The 22,500-nt window shown below is 66.6% G+C and carries 21 protein-coding genes; 11 read left to right on the top strand and 10 right to left on the bottom strand.

The features are described from left to right. Positions 1–132: 132 nt before the first annotated feature. Entirely contained in the window at positions 133–708 is a 576-nt protein-coding gene (locus ACZ50N_RS25555; RefSeq protein WP_046363381.1) for a TetR/AcrR family transcriptional regulator, read from the bottom strand. A 46-nt stretch (positions 709–754) separates the two neighbouring features. On the opposite strand from ACZ50N_RS25555, the gene ACZ50N_RS25550 reads away from it, so the two are divergent. Continuing rightward, positions 755–2,080, top strand: coding sequence for a cytochrome P450 (locus ACZ50N_RS25550; RefSeq protein ID WP_464474098.1), 1,326 nt, complete (start codon positions 755–757; stop codon positions 2,078–2,080). Positions 2,081–2,163: 83 nt separating this feature from the next. On the opposite strand, the gene msrA is transcribed toward ACZ50N_RS25550, so the two are convergent. From msrA to ACZ50N_RS25535, 3 genes are read right to left on the bottom strand one after another with little or no spacing between them, the layout of a single operon-like run. After that, a complete protein-coding gene (gene msrA, locus ACZ50N_RS25545) occupies positions 2,164–2,673 on the bottom strand; it encodes a peptide-methionine (S)-S-oxide reductase MsrA (RefSeq protein ID WP_046363365.1) in 510 nt (169 codons plus the stop codon). Further along, on the bottom strand, positions 2,670–3,149 hold the full coding sequence (msrB, locus tag ACZ50N_RS25540) for a peptide-methionine (R)-S-oxide reductase MsrB (RefSeq protein ID WP_046363364.1): 480 nt from the start codon (positions 3,147–3,149) through the stop codon (positions 2,670–2,672). Before msrB ends, msrA begins: the two co-directional genes overlap by 4 nt. 46 nt (positions 3,150–3,195) lie before the next feature. Further along, positions 3,196–4,107: an alpha/beta fold hydrolase gene (locus ACZ50N_RS25535; protein ID WP_464474097.1), complete on the bottom strand. Its 912-nt coding sequence runs from the start codon at positions 4,105–4,107 to the stop codon at positions 3,196–3,198. 57 nt (positions 4,108–4,164) lie between these two features. On the opposite strand from ACZ50N_RS25535, the gene ACZ50N_RS25530 reads away from it, so the two are divergent. The 6 genes from ACZ50N_RS25530 (at position 4,165) to ACZ50N_RS25505 (ending at position 8,991) form a co-directional block, all read left to right on the top strand. Further along, the gene (locus tag ACZ50N_RS25530; RefSeq protein WP_046363362.1) at positions 4,165–4,665 is read left to right on the top strand and encodes a nuclear transport factor 2 family protein; all 501 of its coding nucleotides are present in this window, start codon (positions 4,165–4,167) and stop codon (positions 4,663–4,665) included. Continuing rightward, entirely contained in the window at positions 4,662–5,666 is a 1,005-nt protein-coding gene (locus ACZ50N_RS25525) for an NAD-dependent epimerase/dehydratase family protein (protein WP_464474096.1), read from the top strand. Before ACZ50N_RS25530 ends, ACZ50N_RS25525 begins: the two co-directional genes overlap by 4 nt. Positions 5,667–5,679: 13 nt before the next feature. Beyond that, on the top strand, positions 5,680–7,053 hold the full coding sequence (locus ACZ50N_RS25520) for an NAD(P)/FAD-dependent oxidoreductase (protein ID WP_464475713.1): 1,374 nt from the start codon (positions 5,680–5,682) through the stop codon (positions 7,051–7,053). A 26-nt stretch (positions 7,054–7,079) separates the two neighbouring features. Continuing rightward, positions 7,080–7,454, top strand: a complete 375-nt coding sequence (locus tag ACZ50N_RS25515; RefSeq protein ID WP_073684250.1) for a DUF427 domain-containing protein — start codon at positions 7,080–7,082, stop codon at positions 7,452–7,454. A 3-nt stretch (positions 7,455–7,457) separates the two neighbouring features. Beyond that, positions 7,458–8,375: a DNA-3-methyladenine glycosylase family protein gene (locus ACZ50N_RS25510; RefSeq protein WP_046363359.1), complete on the top strand. Its 918-nt coding sequence runs from the start codon at positions 7,458–7,460 to the stop codon at positions 8,373–8,375. Between the two features lie 70 nt (positions 8,376–8,445). Then, the gene (locus tag ACZ50N_RS25505) at positions 8,446–8,991 is read left to right on the top strand and encodes a Dps family protein (protein ID WP_046363358.1); all 546 of its coding nucleotides are present in this window, start codon (positions 8,446–8,448) and stop codon (positions 8,989–8,991) included. A gap of 5 nt (positions 8,992–8,996) precedes the next feature. On the opposite strand, the gene aqpZ is transcribed toward ACZ50N_RS25505, so the two are convergent. Next, a complete protein-coding gene (gene aqpZ / locus ACZ50N_RS25500) occupies positions 8,997–9,785 on the bottom strand; it encodes an aquaporin Z (RefSeq protein ID WP_046363357.1) in 789 nt (262 codons plus the stop codon). 110 nt (positions 9,786–9,895) lie between these two features. Beyond that, the gene (locus ACZ50N_RS25495; RefSeq protein ID WP_464475712.1) at positions 9,896–10,123 is read right to left on the bottom strand and encodes a PaaI family thioesterase; all 228 of its coding nucleotides are present in this window, start codon (positions 10,121–10,123) and stop codon (positions 9,896–9,898) included. Between the two features lie 1,111 nt (positions 10,124–11,234). Here ACZ50N_RS25495 and gltB point away from each other — a divergent pair. From gltB to ACZ50N_RS25480, 3 genes are all read left to right on the top strand, one after another. Beyond that, positions 11,235–15,818: a glutamate synthase large subunit gene (gltB, locus tag ACZ50N_RS25490; RefSeq protein ID WP_464474095.1), complete on the top strand. Its 4,584-nt coding sequence runs from the start codon at positions 11,235–11,237 to the stop codon at positions 15,816–15,818. After that, the gene (locus tag ACZ50N_RS25485; protein ID WP_046363355.1) at positions 15,811–17,277 is read left to right on the top strand and encodes a glutamate synthase subunit beta; all 1,467 of its coding nucleotides are present in this window, start codon (positions 15,811–15,813) and stop codon (positions 17,275–17,277) included. The genes gltB and ACZ50N_RS25485 overlap by 8 nt, the downstream gene beginning before the upstream one ends. A 260-nt stretch (positions 17,278–17,537) precedes the next feature. Next, positions 17,538–17,687, top strand: coding sequence for a hypothetical protein (locus tag ACZ50N_RS25480; protein WP_157850931.1), 150 nt, complete (start codon positions 17,538–17,540; stop codon positions 17,685–17,687). Positions 17,688–17,765: 78 nt separating this feature from the next. Here the strand turns inward: ACZ50N_RS25480 and ACZ50N_RS25475 are convergent, their stop codons facing one another. Then, complete coding sequence (locus ACZ50N_RS25475) at positions 17,766–18,620, bottom strand: TIGR03560 family F420-dependent LLM class oxidoreductase (protein WP_046363354.1); 855 nt, start codon at positions 18,618–18,620, stop codon at positions 17,766–17,768. A gap of 71 nt (positions 18,621–18,691) precedes the next feature. Here ACZ50N_RS25475 and ACZ50N_RS25470 point away from each other — a divergent pair, with 71 nt between their 5' ends. After that, entirely contained in the window at positions 18,692–19,261 is a 570-nt protein-coding gene (locus tag ACZ50N_RS25470; RefSeq protein WP_464475711.1) for a TIGR03086 family metal-binding protein, read from the top strand. Here ACZ50N_RS25470 and ACZ50N_RS25465 read toward each other — a convergent pair. The 3 genes from ACZ50N_RS25465 to ACZ50N_RS25455 all read right to left on the bottom strand — a co-directional run bounded on the left by ACZ50N_RS25465 (position 19,258) and on the right by ACZ50N_RS25455 (position 22,473). Continuing rightward, entirely contained in the window at positions 19,258–20,454 is a 1,197-nt protein-coding gene (locus ACZ50N_RS25465; protein WP_464474094.1) for a 9-bladed beta-propeller domain-containing protein, read from the bottom strand. The two genes, ACZ50N_RS25470 and ACZ50N_RS25465, sit on opposite strands and share 4 nt — an antisense overlap. A gap of 181 nt (positions 20,455–20,635) precedes the next feature. Next, positions 20,636–22,003 (bottom strand): 9-bladed beta-propeller domain-containing protein, encoded by a 1,368-nt coding sequence (locus ACZ50N_RS25460; RefSeq protein WP_464474093.1) that lies wholly within the window; start codon positions 22,001–22,003, stop codon positions 20,636–20,638. Positions 22,004–22,062: 59 nt separating this feature from the next. Next, entirely contained in the window at positions 22,063–22,473 is a 411-nt protein-coding gene (locus tag ACZ50N_RS25455) for a hypothetical protein (RefSeq protein ID WP_318257933.1), read from the bottom strand. Positions 22,474–22,500 lie beyond the last annotated feature (27 nt).

Genomic DNA, 22,500 nt, shown 5'->3' with positions numbered 1-22,500 from the left:
GCATACCGTCGCCTTCATCAAGGGGTGTCAGGACGGACGGAAGGGTACGGGGTGCGCACATGGGAGTCCGGAACACATTGCGGCGCTGCGGTTCTGAGCGGGTGAACGGGTGGTGACTTTCCTGGGAAGGCGTCAGCCGCCGACCAGCGCGGCCGCCGCCGCCAGTGCCGGCTCGGTGATCTCGGCGACGTCGCGGCCATCCTCGACGACGTAGGCGGTCAGTTCGCGTAATCCGCCGAGGAGGATCAGCGCTGTGGTGGGCGCCAGCGGACGCATGCCGGCGCGATCGAACCCGGGGCTGGCCGTCAGCGTCGTCAACAACTCGGTGAGATCGCCCATCACCTGCCGGTGCAGCGGCCGCGCAACGGCACCCAGCGCGGGAGCCTCTCGAATCCAGCACAGCGTGATCGCGGGGCGCGCACCGATATGGGACACGTACGCGTCCACGGCCTGCCTGATCTGTGACTGCCAATCATCTTCTGGCGCAACAGCGGCGCGGATGCCGGCGATGAGGTCGGCGTTGTTGCGTCGCAGCAGTTCGATCAGGCACTGCTCTTTGCCGGCGAAGTGCTCGTAGAAGGTGCGTTTCGACGTCCGTGCGTACCGGACGATGTCGGCGACGGTGGTGTCGCGGTAGCCCCGTTCCCCTATCGACGCGGTCAGTCCGTCGAGCAACCGGTCCGATGTCGGCACTGCGCTCTCGGTCATCTCCACCTCTTGCGGTCCGCTGGTACCAAGCGGTACCGTACCGGACATGACTGTGGTACACAGCAGTACCAAGAGTGATCGTCTGCCGCCTGGTCCCGGTATCCCGCATGCGCTGCAGGGACTCGGATTCTCGTTCGCCCGCAAGTGGACGATCCGTCAGGCCACCCGCCGGTGCGGTGAGGTGTTCACGCTGAGTCTCCCGGTGTTCGGTGAATCCGTGATCGTGGCCGATCCGGTGCTCGCCAAGCAGGTGTTCATGGCCAATCCTGATGACGTGGGCAACATCTCGCCCAACCTGTCCCGCGTGCTCGGTCCTGGTTCGGTGTTCGCTCTCGACGGCACCGATCACCGTCTGCGCCGCAAGCTGCTGACCCCGCCGCTGCACGGCAAGAGCATCAAGAACTACGAGCGGATCTTCGAAGAGGAGACCCTGCGCGAGATCCAGACGTGGCCGGAGGGTTCGCCGTTCGAGACGCTCGAGCCGATGATGCGGATCACCCTCAACGTCATCCTGCGGGCCGTCTTCGGCGCCGACGGCGCACACCTGGACGAGTTACGACGCAGCATCCCGCCCTGGGTCACGCTCGGATCGCGGCTGGCGGTGCTGCCGATGCCCTCCCACACCTACGGCCGGTTCACCCCGTGGGGCAGGCTGGCTGCCTATCGCACCACCTACGACGAGATCATCGGGCGGCTGATCGATGCCGTGGCGGCCGATCCGGACCTCGACTCCCGCGATGACGTGCTGTCGCTGTTGTTGCGCAGCACATACGACGACGGTTCGTCGATGTCGCGTGAGGATGTCGGCGACGAACTACTCACGTTGCTGGCCGCCGGGCACGAGACCACGGCGGCAACGCTCGGGTGGGCCTTCGAGAGGCTCAGCCGTCACCCGGAGGTGCTCGACAGGCTCGCCGCTGAAGTCGACAGCGACGACAACACCTACCGTCAGGCAGCGATCCTCGAGGTGCAGCGCACCCGCACGATCATCGATTTCGCGGGTCGGCACGTCTATGCGCCGTCGTTCGAGCTCGGGGACTGGGTGATTCCGCACGGCTATTCGATCCTCGTGGCGATCGCCCAGATGCACCGCCGGGACGAAGATTTCCCGGAGCCTCTGCGGTTCGATCCGGAACGCTTCGTCGGTCAGCGGCCCTCCACGTTCGCCCACATCCCGTATGGCGGTGGCACCCGACGCTGTGTCGGGGCCACCTTCGCCAACGTGGAAATGGACGTCGTGCTACGAACGGTGTTGCGCCACTTCACCATCGAGCCGACGACGGAGCCCGCGGAGAAGCAGCACTTCCGCGGGGTCGCGCATACGCCGAAGCTGGGCGGGCGCATCGTGGTGCACCGCCGCCAGGCGAATTAGACCACCGCCGCCAGGCGAATTAGACCACCGCCGCCAGGCGAATTAGACCACCGCCGCCAGGCGAATTAGACCACCGCCGCTAGCTACACCTGCGTGCGCTTCGGCAGCTTCCAGCCCGGCCGCGGGAAGTGGCAGGTGTACCCGTTGGGGTAGTGCAGCAGGTAGTCCTGATGCTCCGGCTCGGCCTCCCAGAAGTCCGGTGCGGGGCTGACCTCGGTGACGACCTTGCCCGGCCACAGGCCGGAGGCGTCGACGTCGGCGATCGTGTCGAGCGCGACCTCGCGCTGTTCGTCGTCGACGTAGAAGATCTCCGAGCGGTAGCTGGAGCCGACGTCGTTGCCCTGCCGGTTCTTCGTCGTCGGATCGTGGATCTGGAAGAAGAACTCGAGCAGCGCCCGGTAGTCGGTCTCGGCCGGGTCGTAGACGATCTCGACGGCCTCGGCGTGCCCCGGGTGGTTGCGATAGGTGGGGTGGTCGTTCTGCCCGCCGGTGTAACCGACGCGGGTGGACACCACGCCCGGCTGGCGGCGAATCAGATCCTGCATGCCCCAGAAGCAGCCGCCGGCCAGCACGGCCCGCTTGTAGTCACTCATGCGCGCTCCTCCTCGGATTCGGTGACGGTGGATTCGGTGAACAATTCACGGTACTGCCCATAGCCCTGAGCCTCGAGGTCGTCGAGGTGGACGAAGCGCAACGCCGCGGAGTTGATGCAGTACCGCAGGCCGCCCGCCTCGCGCGGACCGTCGGTGAAGACGTGTCCGAGGTGGCTGTCGCCGTGGGCGGAGCGGACCTCGGTGCGCATCATGAGATGCGAGAAGTCGCGCTTGCGGATGACGTTCTCGGCGTCGACCGGCCGGGTGAAGCTCGGCCATCCCGAGCCACTCTCGAACTTGTCGACCGATGCGAATAGCGGCTCACCGGACACCACGTCGACGTAGAGACCGGGTTCGTGGTTGTCCCAGTACTCGCCGGTGAAGGGACGTTCGGTGCCGTTCTGCTGGGTGACGTGGTACTGCTCGGGCGACAGCGCGCCGATCGCGTCGGGATTCCTGTTGTAGGTCTGTGTCACGGAACCTCCTCGGGTTGGCACTTCTACAACCTCGAATGTCCCTCGGTTAGTTCCCGTCACGGACCTCGTCGACCAGCGTCACGATCTCGTCAGCGACGGCCTGTGGCTGGTACAGCATCTGGTTGTGTCCGGTCCCCGGCACGATGACGTTGGTGGTGCCGAGCGCGGCCGCCAACATGTCGTTCGCCTGATGGACCTGGGCTTGGGTGTAGTTGTCCGGCTTCAGGTTCTTCGGCGCGGCGAACTTGTCGGCGCTCAGCACGATCGCGGGGACGCGTGGCAGCGGAGGTGCCGCCGCGATCGTCGCGAACGCGTCGTACGGCAGGATCGCTTCCTCTCCCGGCGGCTTGGTGCGTCCGTCGGCGTCGAACGCGTCGTTCTGGTCGGGCCGACCGACGCTCATCAGGAATTCCGACGTCGGCTCGGAGAACAGCAGTCCGCTGACGAGTTCGGGATGCTGCCGTGCCAGCAGGTCGAGCACCAGGCCGCCGTAGGAGTGGGCGACGAACACCATCGGGGTCGGGAGCTGCGCTGCGGTGATGAGTGCGACGACGTCGTCGACGTCCTGCGCGACGGTGTGCGGCTGCGCGACAGGGGTCGACCGATCCGGGCCGTCGGGCCGGGTGTCGGGTCTGTCGTAGGAGCAGATGCGCGTCGTGCGCGCGACGATCGGCTGCGTCGCGAGGTCGGTGGGGTAGTCGATCACGGCCTCGTCGACGAGGTCGTAGCGCTGAAAGCGAATCGGGTCGTTCGGCGCGATCGACGCGTTCCATGCCTGGGCGTAGCTGCCCATGCCGGGAATGACGAAGACGGTGGGCGAGCCCGTGCCCTGGCAGTTCAGGTAGAGGCTGCGGCCGTTGCCGATGTCGATCAGCCCGGCGAAGTCCTGCGCGAGGGCGGGTGGAGCGGTTGCGAGCGCGACGATGACCCCGACGGTCGTCGCGAGCAACGTCTTCACGGCAAGGACGATACGACCGGTCGACAAGACCAGGTAGAACGTGTTCTAGTTCTGGGTGTGACGGGTAGCACTTTCAGTCGCGACGAGTTGGTCGAAGCGTTCGCGGTGTTCGAGCAGACGGTCGACCGTGCGGCGAGCACGCGCGACTGGGATCCCTGGGTCGCCCAGTACACCGATGACGTGCTCTACATCGAGCACGCAGCAGGCACGATGCGCGGCCGCGAGGAGGTACGGCCCTGGATCTGGAACACCATGGAGACGTTCCCCGGCAGCTACATGACGTCGTTTCCGGCGCTGTGGAAGGTGTTCGACGAGGACACCGGACGGGTGATCTGCGAGCTCGACAACCCGATGCGCGATCCCGGCGACGGCACGATCATCAGCGCGACGAACATCTCGATCGTCACCTACGCCGGTGACGGCAGGTGGTGCCGGCAGGAAGACATCTACAACCCGCTGCGCTTCGTCAAGGCGACCGTGAAGTGGTGCCGCAAGGCCCAGGAACTCGGCACCCTGCCCGACGAGGCCGCCGAGTGGATGGCGAAGGTGACCCGATGAGTGCGTTGGTGATCGGGGCCAACGGCTACCTCGGTAGCCACGTGACCCGGCAGCTGGTCGACGCCGGCGAGGACGTGCGCGTGATGGTGAGGGATGGGGCCAACACGATAGGTATCGATGACCTCACGGTGACCCGTTTCGTCGGCGACATCTTCGACGGCGAGGTGCTGCGCGCGGCCATGACGGGATGCGACGTCGTCTACTACTGCGTCGTCGACACCCGCGGCTGGCTGCGCGATCCGGCGCCGCTGTTCCGCACCAACGTCGAGGGCACCCGTCATGTGCTGGACGTCGCGGTTGAACCGGCGATCGCCGCCGGTCTGAAGAAGTTCGTCTTCACCAGCACGTACGCAGCCGTCGCCCGACGGCGCGGTCACACGGCGACCGAGGACGACGTGATCACCGACGAGCGCTCGCTGACCCCGTATGTGCAATCGCGCGTGCAGGCCGAGCGGCTCGTGCTGGAGTACGCGCGCACCCGCGGACTGCCTGCGGTGGCGATGTGCGTGTCCACCACCTATGGCGCGGGGGACTGGGGGCGCACCCCGCACGGCGCGATCATCGCCGGCGCCGCGTTCGGCAAGCTGCCGTTCGTGCTGGGCAGCATCGAGTTGGAGGCCGTGGGCATCGACGACGCCGCGGCCGCCCTGCTGCTCGCCGCCGAGAAGAGCCGCGTCGGCGAGCGCTATCTGATCTCGGACAAGATGATCTCCAACGCCGAGGTGGTGCGGATCGCCGCCGAGGCGGTCGGGGTCCCGGCGCCGAGCCGGACGGTCCCGCTACCGCTGACCTATGCGATGGCGGCGGTGGGCAGCCTGAAGGCACGGCTCACCGGAACCGACGAGCGCCTCTCGCTCGATTCCGTGCGACTGATGCGCGCCGAAGCCCCCGTCGACTGCAGCAAGGCCAAGCGTGAGCTGGGGTGGCAGCCCCGACCCGTCGAGGAGTCGATTCGGGAGGCCGCGAGGTTCTGGGTCAGCCTGCGCTCCGCGAAGCGGTAGGTCCTGCGAAAATCTGTCGGTGCTCAACGGTTACATCTCGCACTGGTACGACGGGCTGCCCACTCCGCGGTCGTTTCTGCCGGGTAGTCGCGACGCCGACGTCTGCATCGTCGGCGCCGGCTACACGGGCTTGTGGACGGCGTACTACCTGAAGAAGGCCGATCCGAGCCTGCGCATCGTGGTGCTGGAGGCCCGGTTCGCGGGATTCGGGGCATCCGGGCGCAACGGCGGCTGGCTGTCGGGTCTCGTGCCCGGCGATCGTGAGCGGATGGCGCGGCAGTACGGCCGCGACGGTGTGGTCGCCTGGCAGCGAGCTCTCAACGAGGCCGTCGACGAGGTCATCGACATCGCCGAGAGAGAGGGCATCGACGCGGGCATCGTCAAGGGCGGGACGCTGGAGATCGCACGTAACCGGGCGCAGGCAGCTCGGCTGGCGGACGCCGCGGCCGCAGAGCGACGCTGGCAGGTCGACGGTATCGAAGAGCTCTCCAGAGACGAAGCGCGGCAACGGATTCAGCTCAGCGACGTGGTGGCGGCCTACCACAACCCGCACTGCGCCCGAATTCAGCCGGCGCAGCTGGTGCGCGGATTGGCCGATACCGTCGCCGCGCTCGGCGTCGACATCTACGAGCGCTCGCCGGTGGTCGAGATCGCGCCCGGGCGCGCGGTCACCCCGCGCGGCACCGTCACCGCCCCAATCGTGTTGCGCGCCACCGAAGGATTCACCGCGGGTCTGCCCGGACTGAAGCGTCGCTGGCTGCCGATGAACAGCTCGATGATCGCGACCGATCCGATCCCCGCGCACGTGTGGGACGCCATCGGTTGGCAGGGCAGGGAAACGCTCGGCGACACCGCACACGGCTTCTTCTACGCGCAACGCACCGTCGACGACCGCATCGCGATCGGGGGGCGCAGCGTCCCATACCGGTTCGGTTCCCGCACCGATCGGGACGGCCGGGTACCCGAGCGCACCATCACCGCATTGACCGCCGCGCTGCGCACGGTGCTGCCGCAGGTGTCCGACATCGGCATCGCGCACGGCTGGTGCGGCGTGCTCGCGGTGCCGCGCGACTGGGAGGCGACCGTCGATTTCGACCGAGCCAGCGGGTTGGGCTGGGCGGGTGGCTACGTGGGCCACGGCGTCACCGCGACCAACCTGGCCGGCCGCACGCTGGTCGATCTGGTGCTCGGCCGTGCCACGCCGCTGACCGAGCTGCCGTGGGTGGGTCACCGGTCGGCGCAGTGGGAGCCCGAACCGCTGCGGTGGCTCGGGGTGCGAGGCATGTACCTGGCGTACAAGGCCGCCGATTGGCACGAGGCGCGGGGCCGCACCACGACGTCACCGATCGCCGTCGTGGCGGACAAGATCGCCGGCCGGCCGCACTGATCGGCCCCGAGGCGTTCAATGGAGTGATGACCGACCGCCCTGTGCTCGAACCGACGAGCGAACACCCGATCACCGTGACGCCGACCGGACGCCGAGTCGTCGTCCGCGTCGGCGGAGAGGTGATTGCCGACACACATGACGCGCTCACGCTGCAAGAATCCAATTACCCAGCGGTGCAATACATTCCGATGTCAGATGTGGTAGCCGATCGCCTTCGGCGCAGTGACACCAGCACCTACTGCCCGTTCAAGGGTGACGCCGGCTACTACGACGTCAGAACCGGGGCCGAGACCGTCGCCGACGCGGTGTGGACCTATGCGGAGCCCTACCCCGCGGTCGCCGAGATCGCCGGGCACGTCGCGTTCTACCCGAACAAGGCCGACATCGCGGTGGAGCCCTAGCGGATGCCGGAGAGCCGGACCGCCAGTGTCACGTTCCCCGGACCCGCGAGCCCGGCGCTGACACTGTCACCGCTGCGCCGCGGGCGGGCCGACCCGTGCTACCACGACGCCCCCGACGGCGCGATCTGGCGGACCAGCCTGCTGGCCAGTGGTGCGGTGACCGCACGGATCACCCGGGCCGCCGTCGACACCGTCGGGTGCGAAGCGTGGGGGCCCGGCGCCGCGGAGTTCACGGACGCGCTGCCCGCCCTGCTCGGCGCCGACGACGACGTGCGTGGGTTCGACCCGCAGGAGCCGACGATCGCGCGCGCCCACCGACGCGTGCCGCACCTGCGACTGGGCCGGACGGGACGCGTGCTCGAGGCGCTCGTGCCGGCGATCCTGGAGCAGCGGGTGTACGGCAAGGACGCCCGGCGCGCATGGCGCCAGCTGGTGACCAAGTACGGCGCCCCCGCCCCCGGCCCAGCGCCTGCACACATGCGTGTGCCGCCCTCGGCCGAGGTGTGGCGGCGCGTGCCGTCCTGGGACTTCCACCTCGCCAACGTCGATCCCGGCCGGGCCCGGACGGTGATCGGGTGCGTGCAGCGCGCCGATGCCCTCGAACGGTTGGTCCGGCGGTCGTGCGAAGCGGCGCGCACCGCGATGATGTCGCTGCCCGGGGTGGGTGTCTGGACGGCGGCCGAAGTGGCCCAGCGGGCGTTCGGCGACGCCGACGCCCTGTCGATCGGGGACTATCACCTGTCGACGATGGTGGGCTGGAGTCTGCTCGGCCATCCGATCGACGACGACGAGATGGTGGTGCTGCTCGCGCCTCTGTCGCCGCATCGGCAACGGGCCGTCCGATTGCTGGAAGCCAGTGGGCTCGCGGTGAATCCGCGCTTCGGGCCGCGGGCGGCCATCCCGAATCTTGCCGAACTGTGACGTCGAGCGCAGACGATTATCGCGCCGACGGCCCGGGTACACGGAGCGGGACATACGAAGGAGCTGTTACATGACTACGTTCACCGTGCCTGGACTGTCCGACAAGGCGGGCGCCGAGGTCGCAGAGTTGCTGCAGAAGGCGTTGAGCCGTTACAACGATCTGCACCTGACCCTCAAGCACGTGCACTGGAATGTGGTGGGCCCCAACTTCATCGGGGTTCACGAGATGATCGACCCGCAGGTCGACCTGGTGCGCGGATACGCCGACGAGGTCGCCGAGCGCATCGCTGCTCTCGGGGCGTCGCCGCAGGGCACCCCCGGGGCCATCCAGAAGGACCGCACCTGGGACGACTACTCGGTGGGTCGCGACACGGTGCAGGCGCACCTGGCCGCCCTCGACCTGGTCTACACCGGCGTCATCGAGGACACGCGGAAGAGCATCGAGCGGTCCGGAGAGCTCGACCCGGTCACCGAGGACATGCTGATCGGCCACGCCGGCGAACTGGAGAAGTTCCAGTGGTTCGTCCGGGCGCACCTGGAGAACTCCGGCGGTCAGTTGGCCACTGAGGGCAAGAAGACCGAGAAGGACGCCGCGGACGCCGCCAAGAGCGCCTGACCGCCTCAGTTTCCCCCGTGATCTGGGGTGCCGCCGGGGAGCGCGTCGTCGCGGACAGGGCGATCGGCGAGTTCCTCGGCGGTACCGAACAGATACGGATAGGCGATACCGGCGATCGCGGCGCCGATGAGCGGCGCAACCCAGAACACCCAGAGTTGTGCCGGTGCGCCGTCACCGTTGAAGAACGCCACACCGGTTGATCGCGCGGGATTCACCGAGGTGTTGGAAATCGGGATCGAGATCAGGTGAATCAGCGTCAACGTCAGCCCGATGGACAGGCCGGCGAAGCCTTTCGGGGCACGATCGTCGGTGGACCCGAGGATCACCAACAAGAAGATGAAGGTCAGCAACACCTCGGCGATGATGACCGCCACCAGTGAATATCCCCCGGGTGAGTGCGTGCCGTAGCCGTTGGCCGCCATGCTGCCGGTCGCGGTGAAGCCGTCGCGTCCTTTGGCGATCACGTAGATCACGGCGCCGGCGACCAGCCCGGCGATCACCTGCGTGACCCAATAGCCGGGTACGGCCTTCCATTCGACGCGTTTGGCCAAGGCGGCACCGAGCGTGACGGCTGGGTTGAAGTGGCCGCCCGAGATCGTTCCGAACGCGTAGACACCGGTCAGCACCGTCAGGCCGAAGGCCAGTGAGACGCCGACGAACCCGATCCCGAGCGACACGCCGTCTCCGGCGAGGAATTTGGCGGCGAAGACAGCGCTGCCACAGCCGCCGAACACCAACCAGAACGTCCCGATGAATTCGGCTGCGAGCCGATGCAGCATCGTCGGTGAGCGCATCGCGGACCCCTCTTCCCATTGATGTGGGCTCCACGGTGACACGACCACGGCGTTCTCGGCGCACGCCGTATCCGAACCGTTGCGTTATGGAAACGAAGGATTCATCACGATCAGCGGTAGGCGGTCAACCGCCACACCAGGGCCGGACGGCCGTCGGAACCGACTGCGACGACGTCCGCCGTGGCGGTGCGCCGGCCCATTCGGACGGGTGTCGCGCTGTAGTGCGCGCCGGCGCCGCCGTGCATCGGACGGAAGAAGTTGACCCGCAGCGAACCAGTGACGAACTCGGCGTCGGGACCACTGTTCAGCGCCGCCGAGCCGACGAGTTCGAGCCCCATCGAGGACACCCCGCCGTGGACCGCCCCCACGCCGTTGTACGGCGCGATCGTCGCGTTGGACCAACACGGCCGCCGCACCGCCGGTCTCGCCGACCTCGACGGCCATCCGGTCCGCGAGCTTCGATCCGACCACCGGCGCATCTGCGTCGTCGTCGGGCCACGTGACGAGTTCGGTCGGTGCGGGGATGTAGAAGGACCGGACGGTTGCCGTCGCGATCGCGATACCGTCGACCGACAGCTCGCAGAGCGCCAACGCGGTACTGCCCTTGGGCCCCATGGCGCGTGCGACGCCCAGCACCGGTCGATCGGGCGCAGCCGCGATTGCCTCGAGCGCGCCCGGCGCCACCTCCAGCGCCAACTCGCTGGACACCGTCCACTCGTCCGTCCCGCGCCGGACGTGATTGGCCGCGCCGGCGACATGGTCGACCAGCATCGCCAGCGGCGCGATGGTGGGCAACCCGGTGAGTGGATTGACCAGACCGGCGGTCGGAACGGACGCTGTCGCCAGGTCGGGATCGCGGTCATCGGTCTCGATCCCGAAGCGTCCGAGAGGGTGATTCAGCGGGTAGCGCACCCAGCCAGCCTGACCGGTATGCCGCACCGGCTCGGCGGTGGGGTCACCGTTGACGTCGATTGCTCTGCGGCACAATGTGTTTGGTCTAGCGAGTGGCGCTCCTGCGCTCGGGAAAGGACTGTCAGCCGTCAGGATGGCAACTCTAAGAATCTCGCCAGGCTTTGAGCAAACGCCACAGGGGCGTAACCCGCACGTCACGATCTGATGCGAAGTCTGTGGCAAACATATGACGACCGCATTGATCAAGTGTGACGTGGCTCTCATTTGGGGTGCCTGATCGTTGCCAGGGTGAAAGACCCTCCATGGCAACGTTATTCGTCTGTGACCTGGCAGTGGGGGCGGGACGTCGGCGCCCCGCCGGCCGGGCGTCGTTAGGGTCCACTAAGTTGGCATGTCAGGGGCCCTTTGTCATATCGTTTTGAGCACTTGTGGCGCGTGGAAAAAGGGCCGGCGTTCAGTGCTGCACGAAGGCCCCTCCGCCGCCGCCCCGGCTAACGTTCTCGCGCCGAGGTGTCTGAAGAAATAAGGTAGGTGGGAATGGCGCCCAGTCCTCAGGGCCTGTACAACCCCGCATTCGAACACGATGCGTGTGGCGTGGCCATGGTGGCGGATATGCACGGCCGCCGCAGCCGCGACATCGTCGAAAAGGCCATCACGGCGCTGCTCAACCTCGAACACCGCGGCGCTCAGGGCGCCGAACCGAACACCGGCGACGGCGCAGGCATCCTGCTGCAGGTCCCCCACGAGTACTTCCAGGCGGTCGTCGAGTTCGACCTGCCCGAGCCGGGCAGCTACGCCACCGGCATCGCGTTCCTGCCGCAGTCGTCCAAGGACGCCGCGACGGCATGCGAATCCGTCGGCAAGATCGCCGAGGCCGAGGGCCTGCAGGTGCTCGGCTGGCGCGACGTCCCGACCGACGAGTCGTCGCTGGGTGCGCTGGCGCGCGATGCCATGCCGACCTTCCGCCAGGTGTTCCTCGCCGGCGCCTCCGGAATGGACCTGGAACGTCGCGCCTACGTGGTGCGCAAACGCGCCGAGCACGAACTCGGCACCAAGGGCCCGGGCCAGGACGGCCCCGGCCGCGAGACCGTCTATTTCCCGAGCCTGTCCGGCCAGACCTTCGTCTACAAGGGCATGCTGACCACCCCGCAGCTCAAGGCGTTCTACCTGGACCTGCAGGACGAGCGCCTCACCAGCGCCCTCGGCATCGTGCACTCCCGGTTCTCGACGAACACGTTCCCGTCGTGGCCGCTGGCGCACCCGTTCCGGCGCGTCGCCCACAACGGCGAGATCAACACCGTCACCGGCAACGAGAACTGGATGCGCGCCCGCGAAGCGCTGATCAACACCGACGTGTTCGGTTCGGGCCAGGACCTGGACAAGATCGTGCCCGTCTGTACCCCCGGCGCGTCCGACACCGCCCGCTTCGACGAGGTGCTCGAGCTGCTGCACCTCGGCGGCCGCAGCCTGCCGCACGCGGTGCTGATGATGATCCCGGAGGCCTGGGAGCGTCACGAGTCGATGGACCCGGCCCGCCGGGCGTTTTACCAGTACCACGCCTCGCTGATGGAACCCTGGGACGGCCCCGCGGCGGTCTGCTTCACCGACGGCACCGTGATCGGTGCGGTCCTGGACCGCAACGGACTGCGTCCGTCGCGGATCTGGGTGACCAGCGACGGGCTCGTCGTGATGGCCTCCGAGGCCGGCGTCCTCGATGTCGACCCCGCCACCGTCGTACAGAAGATGCGTCTGCAGCCCGGCCGCATGTTCCTCGTCGACACCGCGCAGGGCCGCATCGTCGACGACGAGGAGATCAAGGCCGAGCTGGCCGCCGAGCAGCCGTACCAGGAGTGGCTCGACGCCGGCCTGTTCCAGCTCGAGGAGCTGCCGCCCGGTGACTACGTGCGTATGCCGCACCACCGCGTGGTGCTGCGCCAGCAGATCTTCGGCTACACCTACGAAGAGCTCAACATGCTGGTCGCGCCGATGGCCCGCACCGGCGCCGAAGCGCTCGGATCGATGGGCACCGACACGCCCATCGCGGTGCTCTCCTCGCGGCCTCGCGTGCTGTTCGACTACTTCCAGCAGCTGTTCGCGCAGGTCACCAACCCGCCGTTGGACGCCATCCGGGAAGAGGTGGTCACCAGCCTCGCGGGCACAGTCGGACCCGAGGGCGACCTGCTCAATCCCGACGCCGAGTCGTGCCGTCAGATCGCGCTGTCGCAGCCGATCCTTCGCAACGCCGAGCTGTCCAAGCTGATCTGCGTCGACCCCGACCACGAGATCCGCGGCCACAAGCACGGCATGCGCGCCGCGGTGATCCGCTGCCTCTACCCGGTCAACCGTGGCGGCCGCGGGCTCAAGGAAGCGCTGGACAACGTTCGCGCCAAGGTGTCGGCCGCGATCCGCGACGGCGCGCGCATCATCGTGCTCTCCGACCGCGAGTCCAACGAGCAGATGGCGCCGATCCCGTCGCTGCTGTCCGTCGCGGCGGTGCACCACCACCTCGTCCGCGACCGGACCCGCACCAAGGTGGGTCTCGTCGTCGAAGCCGGCGATGCCCGCGAAGTGCACCACATGGCATGCCTGGTGGGCTTCGGCGCCGCCGCGATCAACCCGTACATGGCGTTCGAGTCGATCGAGGACATGGTCGACCGCGGCGTCATCAGCGGCATCAGCAGTGACCAGGCGAAGGCCAACTACGTCAAGGCCGCCGGCAAGGGCGTGCTGAAGGTGATGTCGAAGATGGGCATCTCCACCCTGGCGTCCTACACCGGAGCGCAGCTGTTCCAGGCCATCGGCATCAGCGAGAAGCTGCTCGACGAGTACTTCACCGGGCTGTCCTGTCCGGTCGGGGGCATCGATCTCGACGACATCGCGAGCGACGTCTCCGCGCGCCATTCCCTCGCGTACCTGGACCGCCCCGACGAGTGGGCGCACCGCGAACTCGAAGTGGGCGGCGAGTACCAGTGGCGCCGGGAAGGTGAGTACCACCTGTTCAACCCGGACACGGTGTTCAAGCTCCAACACTCCACGCGCACAGGTCAGTACGAGGTGTTCAAGGAGTACACCAAGCTGGTCGACGACCAGAGCGAGCGGATGGCATCGCTGCGCGGTCTCCTGAAATTCCGTGCGGGTCAGCGCCCCTCGATCCCGGTGGACGAGGTCGAGCCGGCCAGCGAGATCGTCAAGCGGTTCTCCACCGGAGCGATGAGCTACGGCTCCATCTCGGCCGAGGCACACGAGACGCTCGCGATCGCGATGAACCGGCTCGGTGGCCGATCCAACTCGGGTGAGGGTGGCGAAGCGGTCGCCCGCTTCGACCGTGACGAGAACGGCGACTGGCGGCGCAGTGCGATCAAGCAGGTCGCCTCGGGTCGCTTCGGCGTCACCTCGCACTACCTGAGCAACTGCACCGATATCCAGATCAAGATGGCTCAGGGTGCGAAACCCGGTGAGGGCGGCCAACTTCCGGGACACAAGGTGTACCCGTGGGTGGCCGAGGTGCGGCACTCCACGCCCGGCGTGGGATTGATCTCGCCGCCGCCGCACCACGACATCTACTCCATCGAGGATCTCGCGCAGCTGATCCACGATCTGAAGAACGCGAACCCGCAGGCGCGGGTGCACGTGAAGCTGGTGTCCGAGAACGGCGTCGGAACCGTCGCCGCAGGCGTGTCGAAGGCGCACGCCGACGTGGTGCTGATCTCCGGCCACGACGGCGGCACCGGCGCGACCCCGCTGACGTCGATGAAGCATGCGGGCGCCCCGTGGGAACTGGGCCTGGCCGAGACGCAGCAGACCCTGCTGCTCAACGGACTTCGTGACCGCATCGTGGTCCAGGTCGACGGACAGCTCAAGACGGGCCGCGATGTGGTGATCGCGGCGCTGCTCGGCGCCGAGGAGTTCGGCTTCGCCACCGCACCGCTGGTGGTCTCGGGCTGCATCATGATGCGGGTCTGCCACCTGGACACCTGCCCGGTCGGGGTGGCCACCCAGAATCCGCTGCTGCGTCAGCGGTTCAACGGCAAGCCCGAGTTCGTCGAGAACTTCTTCATGTTCATCGCCGAAGAGGTCCGGGAATTGATGGCACAGTTGGGTTTCCGGACGGTCAACGAGATGGTCGGCCAGGTCGGCGCGCTCGACACGGCCAAGGCCGCGGAGCACTGGAAGGCGCACAAACTCGATCTGGCTCCGGTCCTGCACGAACCCGATTCGGCGTTCATGAACCAGGACCTGTACTGCAGCTCCCGGCAGGACCATGGGCTGGACAAGGCGCTCGATCAGCAGCTGATCGTGCAGTGCCGGGAGGCTCTTGACGGCTCCGCGCCGGTGCGCTTCTCGACCACGATCGCCAACGTCAACCGCACCGTCGGCACCATGCTCGGCCACGAGGTGACCAAGGCGTACGGGGGACAGGGTCTTCCGGACGGCACGATCGACATCACGTTCAAGGGCTCGGCGGGCAACAGCTTCGGCGCCTTCGTCCCGAAGGGCATCACGCTGCGTGTCTACGGCGACGCCAACGACTATGTCGGCAAGGGCCTTTCCGGCGGCCGCATCGTGGTGCGCCCACCGGAGAACGCGCCGGCGGGCTATGTCGCCGAAGACAACATCATCGCCGGCAACGTGGTTCTGTTCGGCGCCACCAGCGGGCAGATGTTCCTGCGCGGTCAGGTGGGTGAACGGTTCGCAGTGCGAAACTCCGGCGCCCACGCCGTCGTCGAGGGCGTCGGCGACCACGGCTGCGAGTACATGACCGGCGGACGGGTCGTCATCCTCGGCCCCACCGGCCGCAACTTCGCGGCGGGTATGTCCGGCGGCGTCGGCTACGTCTACGACCCGGGCAACGTCCTGGCCGACAATGTGAACGGCGAGATGGTGGCGTTGGAGAGCCTCGACGACGAGGACACCGAGTTCCTGCGCGACATCATCGCCGCGCACGTCGACGCCACCGATTCGGCCGTCGGACAACGGATTCTGGCCGATTGGGACACCCAGTCCGGCTACTTCACCAAGGTGATGCCCCGCGATTACAAGCGCGTGTTGCAGGCCATCGCCGATGCGGAACGCAATGGAGACGATGTGAACGAGGCGATCATGGCGGCTGCACGTGGCTGATCCGCGCGGTTTCATGAAATACACGCAGCGGGAGACCCCGCAGCGTCGCCCCGTCGATCTGCGCCTACGGGACTGGAAAGAGGTCTACGAGGATTTCCCTCCCGACCATCTGCAGATCCAGGCCTCGCGCTGCATGGACTGCGGTATCCCGTTCTGCCACAACGGCTGCCCGCTGGGCAACCTGATCCCGGAATGGAACGACCTGGTCCGCACCGACCGGTGGCGCGAAGCGATCGAGCGGTTGCACGCCACCAACAACTTCCCCGAGTTCACCGGGCGGTTGTGCCCGGCGCCGTGTGAGGGCTCGTGCGTGCTCGGCATCAACCAGGATCCGGTGACCATCAAGCAGGTCGAGGTCGAGATCATCGACAGGGCCTTCGACGAGGGCTGGGTGGTGCCGCTTCCGCCCGATCGAAAGACGGGCAAGAAGGTGGCCGTCGTCGGCTCGGGTCCGGCGGGACTCGCTGCGGCGCAACAGCTCACGCGCGCCGGCCACGACGTGACGGTCTTCGAACGCGATGATCGCATCGGTGGCCTGCTGCGGTACGGCATCCCCGAGTTCAAGATGGAGAAGCGCCACATCGACCGGCGCCTCGAGCAGATGGAAGCCGAGGGCACGCAGTTCCGCACCGGCGTGAACGTCGGCGTCGACATCACTGCGGCACAACTGCGTTCGCAGTTCGACGCCGTGGTGCTGGCCGGCGGAGCGACCGCGCGGCGCGATCTGCCGATCCCCGGGCGTGAACTCGACGGCATCCACCAGGCGATGGAGTACCTGCCCTGGGCCAACCGGGTGCAGCTCGGCGATCCCGTCGTCGACGACGACAACCAGCCGCCGATCACGGCCAAGGGCAAGAAGGTCGTCATCATCGGTGGCGGTGACACCGGCGCCGACTGTCTGGGCACCGCGCACCGCCAGGGCGCCGAGCACGTGCACCAGTTCGAGATCATGCCGCGCCCGCCGGAGACCCGCGCCGATTCGACGCCGTGGCCGACGTACCCGCTGGTGTACCGGGTCACCTCCGCGCACGAAGAGGGCGGCGAGCGCGTGTACTCGGTCAACACCGAGGAGTTCTTCGGCGAAGACGGCCGGGTGACGGGCCTGCGCGGCTACGAGGTCGAGATGAAGGCCGGCAAGTTCGAGAAGGTCGAGGGCAGCGACTTCGAGATGGCTGCGGATCTGGTGCTCTTGGCGATGGGGTTCACCGGTCCTGAGCGCGAAGGCCTGCTGGCCGACCTCAAGGTCGAAATCAGCGAGCGCGGCAACGTGGGGCGCGACGCGAAGTTCGCCACCTCGGTGCCCGGGGTGTACGTCGCCGGCGACATGGGTCGGGGCCAGTCCCTGATCGTGTGGGCGATTGCCGAGGGTCGCGCGGCGGCCTCCGCGGTGGACACGTACCTGATGGGGCACACGGCCCTGCCGGCGCCCATCAAGCCGACCGCGGTCCCGCAGCGGTAGTCGAAATTCTCGCTCGCGCATCGAGCGTGCACAGGTGGTCGTGAAAGCATCGATTTCACAACCACCACGGCACGCTCGATGCACGAGACGGTCAAGGATCTGTTTCGCGGTGTTAACAACAGTCACTTGAGTCACACCAGAAACAGCATATTTTTATTCGGCGTGCCTTCCGGTGTTTGCCAACGCTCAGGTATCTAATGACTTGGTGAGGGCGCTGCGGTAACGTGGCTCCCCGGTTCAGCTATACGTACACCGCAGGAGTGATCACCGTGTCCATCAACCCGGTTACCCGCACTCGGATCAGTCGTATTACCTGGTCACTGTTCCGTCACCACGTCAAAAGCCGCGAGTTTCCGGCCAAAGCCGAGCGCCTGATCACCCCAGACGAACTCGTCCGGTACGGCTTCTAGCGAATTTTGTCGCACCCGTCGATCTGCAGGCGGGCAGCGGGCGCCGCAACGTAGCCTTCCGTTACCGAATCGTGATCGTCACTGATCTTTGCTGAGCAGACCTGAGTCGCGGATCGCCTCGGCAAGCGGCTCGAGCACCGCGGGGTCATAGGGCGGAGGCAGGTAGATGATCGCCAGATCGAGGCCTTCGGCGCCCAGAGCGATGCAGTCCTCGATGAGCTTGCGATAGTTCTGCTCCTCCAGCCGCACGTGCGACGAGAGCATGATCTCCTTGGGGTCGCGCCCCACGTCGGCGCAATGCCGCTTCAGCACATCCCGCTTACGGGCGAATTCTTCCGGCGTGCCGCCCACGTAGTTCCAATGGTCGGCGTACTGGGCGGTGATGCGCAGCGTGCGCTTCTCACCGTTACCGCCGATGCAGATCGGCGGATGCGGCTGCTGCGGGCCCTTCGGCTCGTTGCGCGCGTCCTTCAGCTGGTAGAAGCGGCCGTCGAAGGTGGTCGTCTCCTGACTCAGGAGACCCTTGAGCACTTGGCAGGCCTCCTCGAAGCGATCGAACCGTTCCTTGATGCTGCCCAGTTCGATGCCGTAGGCGCCGGACTCCTCCTCGTTCCAGCCGGCGCCGATACCGAGCTCGAGCCGGCCATTGGAGACGATGTCCAGAGCCGAGGCCATGTTGGCGAGCACGGCTGGATGGCGGTAATGGATGCCGGTGACGAGCACGCCGACGCGCAGGCGCGTGGTCGCCTGCGCCAGGGCGGTCAGCGTGATCCACCCCTCCAGGCACGGTCCGGTCGAGTCGGAGAAGATCGGATAGAAGTGATCGAAGGTCCAGCCGGATTCGAAGACGTCGATATCGTCGGCGGCCTGCCAGACGGCGAGCATGTCCGACCAGGCGGTGTTCTGCGGGGATGTCTTGAAGGCGAATCTCACTATGCCGACTCTAGGACGAAATCCTGGAGATGCGCCGATGAGTTCGGCAGATGATCCGAGTCAGCACCGACATGATCGATATGACCTCTGCATGTGCGGGCACCGCGGACCTCGTGCGGGCCGTCGGTGACGATGAGTTGGCGGGGCCCACACCCTGTTCGGAGATGAGTGTGGCGGCGTTGGTGTCGCATCTGGGCGGCCTGGCGGCGGCGTTCACCGCGGCGGCCGCCAAGGAGTTCTGCGAGCTGACCGACACCCCGCCGGAGGTGAGCGACCAGCTCGACGACGGTTGGCGGACGTCGTACCCGGAGCGGCTGACGGCGATGGCCGCAGCCTGGAACGACCCAGCGGCGTGGGAGGGGATGTCGCGCGCCGGCGGGGTGGACTTTCCCGGCGAGGTCGGCGGAAGGATCGCGTTGACCGAGGTGGTGGTGCATGGCTGGGATCTGGCCCGCGCCGTCGGCCGACCCTATGCGGTCGACGACGACGTCCTGGCAGCGGTGCTGCCGCACGTGACGGAGTTCGCCGCCGGACCGCCGGTCGAGGGACTCTTCGCCGCAGCGGTGCCGGTCAATGACGATGCGCCACTGCTGGATCGGGTGATCGCACTGACCGGACGGGACCCTGCCTGGACACGTTAGGGGGCGACGAGCGACATCAATTGCGTTCCGTCGTTGGACAATTGGACCAGTGTGGTGTTGATGCGCCAGACCTGCGCATCGGAGTTGACCCCCGCCTGAAGTGTCCACAGCCTGTTGCACGTCGCGAGATCGACTGCCTTGGCGACGCGGCCGCGAACGGGATCGAGAATCCGCAGTACCGCGACCGTGCCGTCTGAGCCGAGATAGTTGCCGAAATTGTCCTCGCAGGTGGGCCCCTGCTTGCCAGTGCGCAGATCGTATTGTGTCCACTTCGGGAACGAGTTGCCGCCGCCTGTGTTGACCATCAGGCGTGTGCCGATGAGGACCGTGTCGGGCTCGGCGCCGTCGGAACTGATGCGAGCTAGCGGAGTACCTCTTGGCGTGTAAACCGTTGTACCGGCGGGTGTCACGATCATGGGGACATCCCGCGAACTGGTGGCCAGACGCCCTCCACTCTCGAGGTGTCCCACCTGTTGCGCTCGCGCGTCATAGAACAGAACCTCGTCGGGGTCAGCGAGTCTGCCGGAAGGTCCTGCTTCCGTCGCGAAGCCTCCCGGGTAGACGACGGCATCGAGGGTTTGCCTCTGCGGCCCGAGATCAGGGCTGAGAACTGTGCCGTCGGCAAGCGAGAAGGCTACTTTTCGCACAGTTGCCGGCCCGCCGACGACTTGAGTTCCGATGGTGGGATCGCCGAGGTCGCTCTGCGGCCGGTACCGCTGATCGGTGTCACCGTGGCCGCCGACGAACCACGTCAGCTCTGCGTGGTTTCCGATACCCGAGACACCGCGCCCCTGCTCGGAGGCAATGGCGTAGATGCCCACCTGGTCGACACCGTTGTGACCGGGGTTCTGCGTCAACGCTGTCGGTCCTCGGAAGGGGACAGCTCCTGTGGCGGCTTGGATGACCCACGCGATCGTGGAGGTTCCGTCGAGTCGCAGGCACAGCACGGTGTCTGGGCCGTTCAGGTAGCAATCTGGCCGGTAGACCGTATCCGACGCCAGCGACACAGGCGGGAAGAGTGGCTTGCCGCGGCGAACGTCGATGCCGACCAGCCACCAGTCGTGGTCGTCGAGTCGCGACGCCAGGAAGTACGCCTTGTCGTCGAGATAACCAACCAAAGGCTTCGACTGTCCGACGGCAGGAGCGGTGACGAACATGGTGTCGGGCGGAAGTCCGAGATCTGCTGCAGACAAGCGCCACCCGGTGACTGGCTGGGCGCGCATAGACGGAAGGAGTATCTGCGGCGGTGGATTCCACGCACCGGGCGACTGGGAAGGGCGAGAATGTTGCCACCACAGGAGGCCCGCGACTGTCGCGGCGATCAGTACAACACATGCGGCGGGCACGGCTCTTCTCTGCTGATCGGCTTGCCTGTCACGAGGGTGCGACAAGCGACATCAATTCCGTTCCGTCGTCGGACAATTGGATCAGAGTGGTTCCGGCGCGCCAAACTCTGCTGAAGGAGCCCGGGGCTGACGTGAAACGCCACCGCTCGACGCACGTGGCGATATCGAGGCCAAGAGTATCCCGCTGCGGGCTAGGAGTTTGATCTGTGAAAACCGCCGTAGTGCCATCGCTTCCAACAAGGCCGGACAGTGCGCTTCTGCAGATGCACCCCTTGCGGCCGTCAGTGAGATCGTACTGTTGCCAGTGATTCTGCGATCCGGAGCTGGTCTCATTGACGAAGAACCATTTTCCGAGCAGGAGCTGACCCGAGCCCGAATCAAACCCTGTGATATCGACTAGTGAGTTGCCCTCGTTGCTGTACACCGTGGATGTCCGGCTGGAAGCCACAATCGGGATTTCGTTCGACAACGTGTCGAGCGATCCTGCTGAGACAGCGTGCCCGAGTTGTCGTCCGTCGTTGTCGAAGAACCACACCACATCCGGGGTTGGTTGCTGCGACTTGGGAGTGGTCTGGACAGCGAACCCGCCTGGATAGACCACCGCGGACGTCGGCTCCACATCCTCGGGCAATTCCGGTTCGAGCACCTTGCCGTCACGTAGGGAGAACACGACCATGCGATCGGAACCTCGGCCGCCGGTCGTCTGGGCTGCCAGTGTCGACGCAGCGAAGTTCGTCGACCCCTTTTCGGTCCGCAAGCTTCCATCTCCCGGAACGAACCATGTCGTGTTTGCGGTATCGCCGATGCCGTAGACACCCTCGTCCATCATTGCCGCAACTGCGTAATCTCCTGCCTGCTCGACACCGAGATGCCCGACCGCCAGGGTCAGATCGGTCGGCCCGTCGTAAAGCACATTGCCGGATTCCGCATCGATCACCCATGCTGTGGATGTATCGCCGGAGGCAAGGCACAGCAGCCGATTCGGGCCATTGATGAAGCATTCTGGGTGAGCAGCGTCAGGCAAGGGCACCGGCGCGAAGAGCGGTCGCCCATCCCTGACGTCTATGCCCGTAAGCCACCATCGTCGATCGTCGGAGGTCGCGGACGTCATGAAATACGCTCGGTCGGAGACGCTTCCGATGTATGGACTTGACCACGGCGCATCATCGTTCGTCCCGAAGCGCACAGCTCCCGGTTGGTGAGCAATGGGCTCGGCAATGCCGAGGTCAGCTACCGAGATGCGCCAACCGGGAACGGGATGAGCGGCCATGGGCGACGACAACACGACTTCTGGCTGGGGGTGCCACTGCGGCCGACCGACAGGGTTGCCCTGGATGGCGCCTCGATGACCGCATCCGGTGACCACGGCAACGACGATCACGGCGGCAAGAGCCAACCACCTTCTGGAGCTAGCTGTTGACAGGGCGTATCGACGGTCCATCGTTCCGAATTGCCTCAGGCGAACATCACGGCACGCCGCTGCTCAACCAGTTCTGGTGCAGGCAAATGTAGTTCGCGGTGTAAGAAGCTCTCCGTCGCCGCACCGTCCTGACCGAGGCTTTGCATCAGGTTGGCGATGACGACGTGCTGTCCGGCCAGAGCTTGGAGTCGTGCCATCGTGGTGACGGCTCGGATTTCATCGGAGAGCTCACGCTCTGTCATTGTCACGACGTCAGGGCTGAGGATCACCCGGACGACCAGGCCGCTCATCAAAGCGACGGCAGATACGGTGTTCTCCGGGTTGCTCGCGGTGAACAGGACCGTCGTGAAGAGGTCCTCGCTGCCGTCATGAGAAGCGCTCGCCGGCCTGTAGACGTCCAGGGCCTCAACCGTCTGGCCCCAGTCAGATTCTTCTTCCTCGAACATCAATCCGTCCTTTCGACGTCCTAACCG

Source organism: Mycolicibacterium obuense (genome assembly GCF_055397605.1).
This window is presented reverse-complemented; position numbering and strand designations above follow the sequence as displayed.

Bases quoted from the DNA above. Each gene is read 5' to 3' on its own strand.
- ACZ50N_RS25555 (WP_046363381.1), bottom strand. From the start codon at position 708: ATGACCGAGAGCGCAGTGCCGACATCGGACCGGTTGCTCGACGGACTG.
- ACZ50N_RS25550 (WP_464474098.1), top strand. From the start codon at position 755: ATGACTGTGGTACACAGCAGTACCAAGAGTGATCGTCTGCCGCCTGGT.
- msrA (WP_046363365.1), bottom strand. From the start codon at position 2,673: ATGAGTGACTACAAGCGGGCCGTGCTGGCCGGCGGCTGCTTCTGGGGC.
- ACZ50N_RS25525 (WP_464474096.1), top strand. From the start codon at position 4,662: ATGAGTGCGTTGGTGATCGGGGCCAACGGCTACCTCGGTAGCCACGTG.
- ACZ50N_RS25515 (WP_073684250.1), top strand. From the start codon at position 7,080: ATGACCGACCGCCCTGTGCTCGAACCGACGAGCGAACACCCGATCACC.
- ACZ50N_RS25510 (WP_046363359.1), top strand. From the start codon at position 7,458: ATGCCGGAGAGCCGGACCGCCAGTGTCACGTTCCCCGGACCCGCGAGC.
- ACZ50N_RS25505 (WP_046363358.1), top strand. From the start codon at position 8,446: ATGACTACGTTCACCGTGCCTGGACTGTCCGACAAGGCGGGCGCCGAG.
- aqpZ (WP_046363357.1), bottom strand. From the start codon at position 9,785: ATGCGCTCACCGACGATGCTGCATCGGCTCGCAGCCGAATTCATCGGG.
- ACZ50N_RS25495 (WP_464475712.1), bottom strand. From the start codon at position 10,123: ATGGGGCTCGAACTCGTCGGCTCGGCGGCGCTGAACAGTGGTCCCGAC.
- gltB (WP_464474095.1), top strand. From the start codon at position 11,235: ATGGCGCCCAGTCCTCAGGGCCTGTACAACCCCGCATTCGAACACGAT.
- ACZ50N_RS25470 (WP_464475711.1), top strand. From the start codon at position 18,692: ATGATCGATATGACCTCTGCATGTGCGGGCACCGCGGACCTCGTGCGG.
- ACZ50N_RS25455 (WP_318257933.1), bottom strand. From the start codon at position 22,473: ATGTTCGAGGAAGAAGAATCTGACTGGGGCCAGACGGTTGAGGCCCTG.